The following is an 11541-nucleotide window of genomic DNA, read 5'->3' as shown; positions in this document are numbered from 1 at the left end:
AATTAAGGGGGAAAGTTATAGGATCAAAGAAAAGAAACAAGCCGGATTAATGGAAAACCTTAATAAATAGTGGATCATTATTCAAATGGTGGAGTGGATCACTTTTCGGTTGTTGTTGACACTTAAAATCGAAGTACTAAAAATTGAATAAGAATACCGTCATTTTAATGTAATTGGTTAGTCATTAGCAGTTAAATAATGCATGCAAAAAACCAACAGCAAAGATAAAAATTTAAAGTTTACTTATTGGCTCAAAAAAGAATAAACATTATTCAGTTTTATCCTTGAACTCGCACAAATCTTCAATAATACAACTGCCACATTTTGGTTTGCGGGCTGTACAAACATAACGACCATGTAAAATAAGCCAGTGATGTACATCTACTTTAAACTCTGCTGGAACAACTTTTAATAGCTTTTTTTCTACTTCAACAACGTTCTTACCCATAGCAAATTTAGTGCGGTTTGATACGCGGTCTATGTGGGTATCTACCGCGATGGTAGGCCAACCGAATGATAATTATCGTAGATAGGCATTAAGACTTACATACGTATTCATGTTAATAGTTTGTTGAAAATAATTTCACTACATCGCATATTGTTAAAACTTAATCGTTTAAGGGGCTTTATAAATGAAAAACCTTTCAATAATATTACTATTTTTAGGGCTGTGTGCCTGCACTAATATAAGTAAAAAAACTAAGACAACAAATATTTCCTCTAATTATGTTCCACAAGAATATGTGAAGTTAACGCATCCTCAGTGGAGTAAGAACGCAAGTTTTTATCAAATTAATACGCGACAGTTCACACCTGAAGGAACATTTGCAGCCGCTGAGCATCAACTACCACGATTAAAAGAACTTGGCGTCGATATTCTTTGGTTAATGCCGATTCATCCGATTGGCGAAGAAAACAGAAAAGGGTCGCTGGGTAGCCCTTATTCAGTAAAAGATTACTACGGTGTTAATCCTGAGTTTGGTACCTTAGATGACTTAAAAAGCTTTGTTAACGCTGCTCACGAATTAGGTATGTACGTTATTCTAGATTGGGTAGCAAATCATAGTGCTTGGGATAATGAATTAAGACATAAGCATCCAAATTGGTATACAAAAAATTCGCAAGGTAATTTTCAACCTACGCCGTGGTGGGATTGGTCAGACATAATCGACTTTGATTATAACGTACCAGAAATGCGTGAATACATGACTGATGCAATGAAGTATTGGGTCAAAGAAGTAAATATTGATGGTTATCGATGTGATGTAGCTGGTTTTGTTCCTCTCGATTTTTGGGAAAACGTTAGGGCGGAGCTAGACGCGATCAAGCCCGTTTTTATGTTAGCTGAATGGGAAATGCGTGATTTACATGCTAAAGCTTTTGATGCTACTTATGCATGGTCTTGGCAGGAAGCTATTCATGATATTTTAAGTGGTCACGCTGATTTAAATAGATTGTTTGTATACTATTCATGGAATGAGGGAGCGTATCCGAAAAATAGCTATCGGATGACGTATGTTTCAAATCACGATGCTAATTCATGGGAAGGAACCGTGTTTGAGCGTTATGGTAGCGAAGAAAAAGTAGCGACAGCAATCGTATTGTCTATTGTCGGTGAAGGTATGCCATTAATTTATAATGGACTTGAAGCTGGGAATATTAAGCGGCTTGAGTTTTTTGAAAAAGATCCTATCGAATGGAAAGAACATAAATTTAAGCCATTGATTCAGAAGCTCTTAGCTTTGCAGAAACAAAATAGTGCGTTGTGGCATGGTAAATATGGCGCGACAATGGAGCGTATTTATAATACTAATCCGACAGAGGTGTTTAGTTTTATCCGCGAAAATACCAAAGATAAAGTGTTTGTTGTGATTAATTTTTCTGATAAAGAGCAAGATATTCAATTTATGGGTCCACAAACAGCTGGAGTATATACAGAGCTATTTAGCAAACAAAAGGCAACGCTTACTGAAGACGCAAGCCTTAAGTTGGCGCCTTGGGAGTATAGAGTTTATGTCCGGTAATGTTTAAAGGTTAAGCGTTTATTTGAGGTTTTCAAATTAAGATAATCATACGTAGGGCACATATCGTATGATTATCTTAATATTTCAATTAAAAATTAGTTACTCAGTCTTTTCTTTAAACTCACATAAATCTTCAATTATACAGCTGCCACACTTTGGCTTACGCGCCACACAGGTATAACGTCCATGTAAAATGAGCCAGTGATGTACATCTACTTTAAACTCTGCTGGTACAACTTTTAATAGCTTTTTTTCTACTTCAACAACGTTCTTACCCATAGCAAATTTAGTGCGGTTTGATACGCGGTCTATGTGGGTATCTACCGCGATTGTCGGCCAGCCGAAGGCGGTGTTGAGTACCACATTGGCAGTTTTACGGCCAACGCCGGGTAGGGCTTCTAGGGCTTCACGATTCTCAGGCACTTCGCTGTTGTGCTTATCAACTAAAATTTGGCACATTTTGTACACATTGGCAGCTTTAGAATTAAACAAACCGATGGTTTTAATGTAATCGCGAAGTTTATCGTGGCCTAAATCTAAAATTGCTTGCGGCGTATTGGCGACGGGAAAGAGCTTACGGGTGGCTTTATTTACCCCAACGTCAGTTGCTTGTGCTGATAGCGTTACCGCAACTAACAGTTCAAACGGGCTTGAATATTCAAGCTCGGTTTCTGGATGTGGGTTTTGCTCGCGCAAGCGAGAGAGTATTTCGTATCGTTTTTCTTTATTCATGCAACTTAAACGCACAGTAAATACTGTGCGCTTCCCCTTAAGTTAAACTGGTGACCCTTGCTCGTGGGCCTTTTTCGGCCACTGGTGGTGCTACTTGTTTTGCTTTTATTTGCGCATCAATGACATTTTTAGCAGCAATCAGTAAGCCCAAACCTAAAAATGCACCGGGTGGTAAAATAGCGAGCAAAAATTGATTATCAAAACTAAATACTTCAATGCGTAAAACCGATGCCCATGGGCCCAGTAGTAAATCGGCGCCATCAAATAAGGTACCTTGGCCGATCAACTCACGCATTGCGCCAAGCACAACCAGTACTACCATAAAGCCAGAGCCCATCATTAAACCGTCAAACGCTGATAAATGAATCGGATTCTTAGAGGCATACGCTTCAGCGCGGCCGATAATAGCGCAGTTAGTAACTATCAGTGGAATAAATATTCCTAGCGATTGATATAAGCCAAACGTATAGGCATTCATTAATAGCTGCACTATGGTTACAAAGCCTGCGATAAACATCACAAATACAGGAATGCGGATATCTTTTGGCACGAAATTACGCACCGCAGAAATTGTGACGTTCGAGCCAACTAATACCAGCAGAGTGGCTAAACCGAGGCCCATCGCATTGGTTATCGTTGATGTGACGGCCAGTAGTGGGCACAAACCGAGTAATTGCACGAGGGCAGGGTTGTTTTTCCACATTCCTTCGTTAAACAGTTCTTTTAATTGGCTCATGGCTCACCTACTTGGCATGCGTTATCAGCACTAAATACCGCATCGAAATTGTTTTTTGAGAATAACACAGCGTGTTTTACTGAGCCAACCACGGCACGTGGTGTAATGGTAGCGCCAGTGAATTGATCAAAGTCTCCGCCATCTTTTTTTACTGCCCAGCGAGTATCGTCGTCATCAAGTACAGTTTTATCTTTAAATGAAGTGATCCAAAGAGATTTTTTCAATTCTACTTTATCACCAAGACCAGGCGTTTCTTCGTGTTTAGTAACACGTACTCCGGCAACGTCCCCGTTTGCAAATACGGCAGTTAATAAACTTATATCGCCGCTATAACCTTTTGGCGTCACGTGGCGCATTACTAAAGCAACAGGTTGGCCACCCTTGCGAGCACGATAAACGGTTTGTGGTTTATTACCAAGTAGTGGATCATCAATGATGGCACAATCTTGATAAAGAGTATTATCGTAAAAATCAGGGGCGAGTACATCTTGCAGCTGTAATGAAAGTTGTTTGCGCTCTTGCTCTGCAATACTGTCAGCCGTGAGGTTATGGATAATACCAACAGCGCCGGTAGTGAGCAGGGCAAACAGGGCTAAAATAGCGCCATTTTTTGTCATTGATGAAATAATCATTTATTCACCCCATGGCCATAAGTACGTGGTTGAGTGTAATAGTCTATCAGTGGAACGGCCATATTGAGTAGTAACACAGCAAACGCCATGGCATCTGGGTAACCGCCAAAAGTACGAATCAAATAAACTAATAAACCAATCAATGCGCCGTAAATTAACCGGCCGCGATTAGTGGTAGCTGCCGAAACCGGATCCGTGGCTATGAAAAAGGCCCCTAACATGGTTGCGCCACTAAATAAATGAAATACCATACCAGGCTCAGTACCAGGTGCTGCGATATAACCAATTGCGCTGCACACAGCAATTGATGCAATTACACCAACTGGGATATGCCAATTTATAACTTTGGCTTTAATAAGGTATAAGCCACCGATTAAAAAGCCAAGATTTACCCAGCCCCAACCTTGTCCTAACCAACTATTAAAAATAGCGGCTTGCATGCTTTCAGATACGGTTAAACCATGAGCGATATCAGTCTTGATGGTATCCAAAGGTGTGGCCATTGTTACGCCATCAACCCCAACTCTAAGTTGATCAACACTAAAACCTGCACTGGTAAAGCCATTAAAAATAACGCTAAGCTGTTGAGTAAGACTAATTGGGTTTGCCAGTAAGTCACTAACTGGCATCCAAGTGGTCATTTGCACAGGGAACGAAATAAGCAATAACACGTATGCAGCCATGGCAGGGTTAAATAAATTGAAACCAAGGCCACCATAGAGCTGTTTAACAATGACGATGGCAAAAAAGCTACCGATCACAATAACCCACCATGGGGCGAGTGGCGGAATACTTAATGCTAATAAGACCGCAGTAAGCCATGCACTGCCATCTCCAAGCGCAGGCCATACAGGGCGCTTGCGAATAAGCATAATAATGGCTTCACTGATACTAACCGTGACTAACGCTAAAATTAGCTGGATCAATACACCCGTACCAAAAAAATACAGTTGTGCGATAAGTCCAGGAATACAGGCTAAGATCACTGTTTGCATCAACCTGCTAAGTGATTTATGACTGTGGCTATGCGGCGAACTGGCCATAGTTAGCTTCATTACTTATCACTTCCTTCTTGTTGTAATTTTTTAGCCTTTGCACGGGCAATCGCTGCGGCAACAGCGGCCTTTTTCTTATCTTGTGCGGTCTGTTCTGGTTTATCTTCAGCGATTTCAGCTTCGTTTATCGCTGTAGCCGAAGTTTCATTTTCAGCATCGTCGTTTTCTACGCTTGCTGCTTGTTCAGCTTTTGCAGCCTTTTTCGCTTTCGCGCGGGCAATGGCGGCAGCGACAGCGGCTTTTTTATCATCGGCAGGTAAGGCTGTAGCGACTTCACTTTCAGAATTGTCGTTTTCTACGCTTGCTGCTTGTGCAGCCTTTTTCGCTTTCGCGCGGGCAATGGCGGCAGCGACAGCGGCTTTTTTATCATCGGCAGGTGAGGCTGTAGTAATTTCACTTTCAGAGCTGTCGTTTTCTACGCTTGCTGCTTGTGCTGCCTTTTTCGCTTTTGCACGAGCAATAGCAGCAGCGACAGCGGCTTTTTTATCATCGGCAGGTGAGGTTGAAGTAACTTCACTTTCAGAACTGTCGTTTTCTACGCTTGCTGCTGGCTCAGCCTGTGCTGCCTTTTTCGCTTTTGCACGGGCAATTGCAGCAGCGACAGCGGCTTTTTTATCATCGGCAGGTGAGGCTGTAGCGACTTCACTTTCAGAGTTGTCGTTTTCTACGCTTGCTGCTGGTTCAGCCTGTGCTGCCTTTTTTGCTTTAGCACGAGCAATTGCAGCGGCTACAGCGGCTTTTTTATCATCAGTAGGTGCAGCAGTCGTGTTATCGCTTTCATCTTCTGATGCCGCCGCTTTTTTCGCTTTAGCGCGGGCAATCGCAGCGGCCACGGCTGACTTTTTATCATCCGGATCAGCAGCTGTACTGCTTGCGGCTTTTTGCTCTTTGTATTTGCGAGCTTGCTCTTTGCGCGCTGCGCGCTCTAATGCTACGTCACTGTTATCTGGTTCAAGCGTTGCTTCTTGATTTTGTTTTTTAGCTTTGGCGCGAGCAATTGCAGCGGCCACAGCTGATTTGTCGTCATCTTTTGCTGGTTTGTTTTTAACGCGTGCTAGAGCATCGGCAATTTTTTGTTTTTCGTCAGCCGATTTTTCAGCAGCTGGTTTGCGTTTATGGCGATTTTGTCGTGCTTCTTGCTCCCGCTCTAGGCGTTGTTTTCGAAGTTCAAAGCGCTCTTTCGCACGTTCAGCTTTAACTTGCTCAGCTTGCTGTTCTTTTATTTCAACTTTAGCCACACGGTAATACTGCACCAGCGGAATTTCACTTGGGCACACATACGCGCAAGCACCGCATTCAATACAATCAAACAGGTTATGCTCTTTCAGTTTGTCGTATTCTTTTGATTTAGCAAACCATTGTAATTGCTGAGGCAACAGTGAAGCAGGGCAGGCATCAGCACAAGCACTACAACGAATACAGGCTTTTTCAGGGCCGGGCTCTGCCAGCTCATCATGATCTGGGGCTAAAATACAGTTAGTGGTTTTTACCACGCCGATACGCACCGTTGGCAAAGTAAAGCCCATCATAGGGCCGCCCATTACAACGCGTTGCTGTGGCACTGGTGAAAAGCCTTGGCAATCAAGTAGATGTTTTATTTCAGTGCCTAATAAAGCCCATACATTACCCGGATTATGAATTGTATTACCTGTTACCGTAATAACACGTTCAATTAGTGGCTTACCTTCATAGACAGCTTGATGAACAGCAAATAAAGTGCCGACGTTTTGTACTAACACACCGATATCTGCTGGAATTCCCCCACTAGGGACTTCTTTATTGGTAAGTAGCTTAATTAATTGCTTTTCACCACCAGAAGGATAAACAGTAGGAACTGTTTGAATGATTATTTTGTCATTATACTCAGCCGCTGCCTGCATGGCTGCGATGGCCTCTGGTTTGTTATCTTCTATACCAACGATAGTAAGTGTTGGTGTAAGCAATTGCTGCATGATCTCTATGCCAGCAATAATGCCTGCAGCATGCTCACGCATTAGTACATCATCAGCAGTAATATAGGGCTCACATTCCACTGCATTAACAATAAAATACTCAATTGCTTTGCGACTATCTGCTTTAATATAAGTTGGGAATCCTGCACCGCCCATACCGGCAATACCACGGTCATGAATAATATCGATAAGTTGCTCGTGAGAAAGCTGGCTTGGTGTTGTCACCGGTGCTAACGCACACCAGCTATCTTGGCCATCGGGCTCAATAATTACACACAATTCAGGCAATGCCGATGGATGCGCAGACGGCATTTGGCAAATATCAGTAATAGTACCAGAAGTCGGGGCGTGTATTGGCACCGACCAATTCGCAACAGGCTTTGTAAGTGCTTGCCCTTTAAGTACCTGTTGGCCTTTTTCGACGATCAGTTGACCGTTAGCACCAATATGTTGTTTTAATGGCACAACGAGTTTGTCAGGCAAAGGTAAACGGGCGATTGCTTGACTGTTGGAAATTGTTTTTTGTCCCGGTGGATGAATGCCACCTGGAAACGGCCACACTTTACCTTGTTTTATCTGTGCGATTAGCTTTTCCATAGGGAGCCCTTAATCAATCTGTGTTACTGGGATTGCATCTAGTTGCCATTTCCACGTTTGCTTAGTGGTTTCTACAGGCAGCATATCAATACAGTCAACAGGACAAGGTTCAACACATAAGTCACAACCCGTACATTCATCAATTAAAACAGTATGCATTTGGCGCGTGGCACCAACAATGGCATCGACAGGACAAGCTTGAATACATTTGGTACAACCAATACATTCATCTTCACGTATATAGGCAACGGTTTTTATCGGTTCAGCTTGTTCGCCACCGGCAAGGGGTTTAGCTTCAACACCCATTAAGTCAGCTAATTTTTTTACTGTCGCATCGCCACCTGGTGGACATTTATTAATCTCATCGCCATTGGCGATGGCTTCTGCATAAGGGCGACAACCCGGATAGCCACACTGGCCGCACTGTGTTTGCGGTAATATAGTATCGATCTGTTCAACAATCGGATTACTTTGCACTCGATAGCGCACAGCAGCAAATCCTAAGATCAAACCAAAAATGAGTGCTAGGGTTCCCAGCGCAATCAAGGCATAAAACAAGGTCATGTTAAAACTTCACTAATCCTGTAAAGCCCATAAAGGCCATCGACATTAAGCCTGCGGTGATCATCGCAATCGATGCGCCTTTAAAGGGGGTAGGTACGTCAGCAGCGGTTAAGCGTTCACGAAGAGCTGCAAATAAAACCAGTACCATAGAAAAACCAACAGCAGCGCCAAAGCCATATACTGCAGATTGTAAAAACGTATGATCCTCTTTGACATTTAGTAACGCAACACCTAAGACCGCACAGTTTGTGGTGATCAAAGGTAAAAATATACCGAGTAAGCGATACAGCGTTGGGCTGGTTTTTCTGACTACCATTTCGGTAAACTGAACCACCACCGCAATCACTAAAATAAAGCTTAGAGTACGTAAATACGTGATATCAAGTGGGATCAAAATATATTGATTAACTAGATAGCTTGTTACAGAGGCAAGTGTTAACACAAAAGTGGTCGCAAGTGACATGCCTATAGCTGTATCCAGTTTGCCAGATACCCCCATAAACGGGCATAGACCTAAAAATTGTACTAACACAAAGTTATTAACCAGTACTGTGCCGATCAACAGCAATACATATTCTGTCATGTTCGCCTCAAGCTATAATAAACGCCGACATTATCCTTTTTTATTGGCTGTTTAACAACACGTAGAAGGTAAATAAACGGCTCATTTAATAATGATAGTGAATTGCATTTAGAAATTTATAGCATGATAAATAAAGATTAACTGTTCATTAACCTAGTTACTGACATTTGGAATGATAAAGCAGATCAGGGGAGGGGGAAATAAACTACTAGAAAACTAAAAAGGTGCTCAAAGCACCCTTTAGATTGATTAAATATCTTTTGGCTTTTCGATGTAATAACCTTGCACACCATCAAGACATAAAGTTTCAATAATGTGTTTTTCTTCTTGGCTTTCAACACCCTCAGCAAAAACACTAACACCAATTCGATGCGCGAGGTCGACCATTAAACGCATAAAGTATTGGTTATTTTTATCTTCTTCAAGGCCGCGAGTATAGCTTGCATCCATTTTGATAAAGTCAGGTTTTAAATCGCGGAAAAACTTAAACGAGGTTAAACCAACACCAAATCGTTCTACCGTGATCCGAGCACCAACACGGTGGATCATATCTATAAAGCGTTTACTGGCTTTAATATTTTGCTGTAAGCCAAATTCACTCACTTCGAATACCAGTTTTGAGGCAATATTTGTGTCTTTTAATAAACGTCGCTCTAGCCAAATTACGAACTGATCATTGTGTGCGCTTGATGCGGTAACATTCAAACCAAAGAATTTTTCAGAGAAATTACGGCTCTTAATTTTTTCCAGTGATGAATTAATGATTAACTGATCAATTTCCATCGCCATATCAAGCTTTTCAGCCATGGCTAAAAATGAAGCGGTTGGCAATACTTGGTTTTCTGTTGTTTTAAAGCGTACTTGAATTTCAGCGTAGGCCTTCATGCTTTTACCAATTGGCATAATGTTTTGCATTACCAAATGTACACGCTCAGCTTCAATGACTTCATTAATCACTTTACGCCAGTTTTGATTGCCAAATCCTGCACTTACATTATTAACTAAATCAGTTTCGCGTTGTATATGCCAGGCGTTAGCTTGTTTTGATTGGGCCATGCTCATAGCATTGTCTACTATCGAAAGTAGCTCACCTAAGGGTTTGCCTTTTTCATAAGCGACGATCCCAGTATTTGCTACTGAGCTTAATTCTTGGTTTTGCTGATATTGAGTAAATCGAGATTGTAAGTTATCACCAAAACGTTCAGATTCCTTTAGAGGAGTGTTAGGCAGCACAATCGCGAAATCTGAGCTATTCAAACGAAAAACTTTACTGCCTGTATATGTGCCGCTGATATGTTTAATAATATCAGCCACAGCTTTGACATACTCGTCACCTTTTTGGTAACCACGAGTTTGGTTGATTGCTTGTAATTCACTACAACGAACCATTGCCAAAGAGCCAAAGGTGCTTTTTTCACTGCTTTCAATGTACTTCTCATAATATTCAACAAACATATTACGGTTGCCAAGTTCAGTAACTACATCTTTATAAGCTTCTTGCTTGATAGAATGTGCGGCATTTTGAATATCATCATGCTTACTTTGTAAAAAGTGCGACAGGCGATTAAAGCTCGGCACTAGGTCAACGCCCAGTTGTTTTATTTTGCTGCTATTAATTGCTGTTTCAAGACCGTTGTTGACTTGATTTTGATTGATATAAACATCAATTATCTCAGCCACTGTCATGCTTATATTTCTATTTAGCTTACTAAACATGGTTTTCATAAACACAATGGGAATAATTGCCATTAAACCTGACACTAAAATAACAATAAACATCGCTTGTTGGAGTATCAACCCAAGGTTATTGGCATTAATAGTAAATTCAACTTTGATATCAGACGCTTGATTAACAGCAAATTGAGGACGGATAGAGTTAAAGCTGGTGTTAACTAATTGCGCAATGGCTGGTAATGAAGTAGGGGATGTAATATTTATGAGTTCTTTACCTTGCTGATCACGCAAAATAAATGAAGAAAAAGTATTACCATCAGCAAGCACTTGCTGAAGTTTATCTGGTGTTATTTCAGCAATAGAATGCTTGCTAATATAATTGTTTACCACTGATTGCGTTTTGTACTGCGCATCGCTAACTGCGTTATCAAACGCTGACGCAACAAAATAGCCACCAATACTTGCAAACAACAGCCAAGATATTAATTGAATAAATATGAGTTTTTTGAAACCAGCCATGTCTTATTCTTTTTAGTAGATCAAAGGGAAGGAATCAGATCCTTGATTAATCAAATTATTTTACACTTATTAAATGTGTATTAAAAAGAAATATTTTGATTGTAGTAGAGTAGTGGAATTGTTTAGGAAAGTCTAATTGATTCTTTAAGTTGGCTCCCCCTCCCCGACTCGAACGGGGGACCTGCGGATTAACAGTCCGTCGCTCTAACCAACTGAGCTAAGGGGGAACTACAATACTTAAATTTTATATGATTTGGCTCCCCCTCCCCGACTCGAACGGGGGACCTGCGGATTAACAGTCCGTCGCTCTAACCAACTGAGCTAAGGGGGAACAATAATCATATTACATAAACTTGGCTCCCCCTCCCCGACTCGAACGGGGGACCTGCGGATTAACAGTCCGTCGCTCTAACCAACTGAGCTAAGGGGGAATCGTTTATGGCTGAAAAGACTGGCTCCCCCTCCCCGACTCG

9 protein-coding genes, 3 tRNA genes and 1 pseudogene are annotated in these 11541 nt (G+C 41.5%); 1 reads left to right on the top strand and 12 read right to left on the bottom strand.

From position 1 onward, the window contains the following. Positions 1-268: 268 nt before the first annotated feature. A pseudogene (locus tag H5200_RS22000) lies at positions 269-517 on the bottom strand (endonuclease III); the annotation flags it as partial. Between the two features lie 115 nt (positions 518-632). Between H5200_RS22000 and H5200_RS21995 the strand changes: the two are divergent. Continuing rightward, positions 633-2024: an alpha-amylase family glycosyl hydrolase gene (locus H5200_RS21995; RefSeq protein WP_145240713.1), complete on the top strand. Its 1392-nt coding sequence runs from the start codon at positions 633-635 to the stop codon at positions 2022-2024. A gap of 99 nt (positions 2025-2123) precedes the next feature. On the opposite strand, the gene nth is transcribed toward H5200_RS21995, so the two are convergent. The 11 genes from nth to H5200_RS21940 all read right to left on the bottom strand — a co-directional run bounded on the left by nth (position 2124) and on the right by H5200_RS21940 (position 11499). Further along, positions 2124-2756: an endonuclease III gene (nth, locus tag H5200_RS21990; RefSeq protein WP_145240715.1), complete on the bottom strand. Its 633-nt coding sequence runs from the start codon at positions 2754-2756 to the stop codon at positions 2124-2126. 37 nt (positions 2757-2793) lie between these two features. After that, the gene (locus H5200_RS21985; protein ID WP_145240717.1) at positions 2794-3492 is read right to left on the bottom strand and encodes an electron transport complex subunit E; all 699 of its coding nucleotides are present in this window, start codon (positions 3490-3492) and stop codon (positions 2794-2796) included. After that, positions 3489-4124 (bottom strand): electron transport complex subunit RsxG, encoded by a 636-nt coding sequence (rsxG, locus tag H5200_RS21980; RefSeq protein WP_182762637.1) that lies wholly within the window; start codon positions 4122-4124, stop codon positions 3489-3491. Before rsxG ends, H5200_RS21985 begins: the two co-directional genes overlap by 4 nt. Further along, positions 4121-5179 carry an electron transport complex subunit RsxD gene (gene rsxD, locus H5200_RS21975; RefSeq protein WP_145240721.1) on the bottom strand — a complete coding sequence of 353 codons (1059 nt, stop codon included), beginning with the start codon at positions 5177-5179 and terminating at the stop codon, positions 4121-4123. Before rsxD ends, rsxG begins: the two co-directional genes overlap by 4 nt. Beyond that, the gene (rsxC, locus tag H5200_RS21970) at positions 5179-7728 is read right to left on the bottom strand and encodes an electron transport complex subunit RsxC (RefSeq protein ID WP_182762635.1); all 2550 of its coding nucleotides are present in this window, start codon (positions 7726-7728) and stop codon (positions 5179-5181) included. The genes rsxD and rsxC overlap by 1 nt, the downstream gene beginning before the upstream one ends. 9 nt (positions 7729-7737) lie before the next feature. Further along, on the bottom strand, positions 7738-8292 hold the full coding sequence (gene rsxB, locus H5200_RS21965) for an electron transport complex subunit RsxB (protein ID WP_145240725.1): 555 nt from the start codon (positions 8290-8292) through the stop codon (positions 7738-7740). A gap of 1 nt (position 8293) precedes the next feature. Next, a complete protein-coding gene (gene rsxA, locus H5200_RS21960) occupies positions 8294-8875 on the bottom strand; it encodes an electron transport complex subunit RsxA (RefSeq protein WP_145240727.1) in 582 nt (193 codons plus the stop codon). 249 nt (positions 8876-9124) lie between these two features. Then, entirely contained in the window at positions 9125-11068 is a 1944-nt protein-coding gene (locus H5200_RS21955; RefSeq protein WP_182762633.1) for an EAL domain-containing protein, read from the bottom strand. A 150-nt stretch (positions 11069-11218) separates the two neighbouring features. Next, positions 11219-11295 (bottom strand) — tRNA-Asn (locus H5200_RS21950). A 27-nt stretch (positions 11296-11322) separates the two neighbouring features. Further along, positions 11323-11399, bottom strand: a tRNA-Asn gene (locus tag H5200_RS21945). A 23-nt stretch (positions 11400-11422) separates the two neighbouring features. Next, a tRNA-Asn gene (locus H5200_RS21940) sits at positions 11423-11499 on the bottom strand. Positions 11500-11541: the final 42 nt, after the last annotated feature.

This window comes from Pseudoalteromonas sp. SG43-7 (assembly GCF_014164295.1).
Classification (GTDB): Bacteria; Pseudomonadota; Gammaproteobacteria; order Enterobacterales; family Alteromonadaceae; genus Pseudoalteromonas; species Pseudoalteromonas rhizosphaerae.
This window is presented reverse-complemented; position numbering and strand designations above follow the sequence as displayed.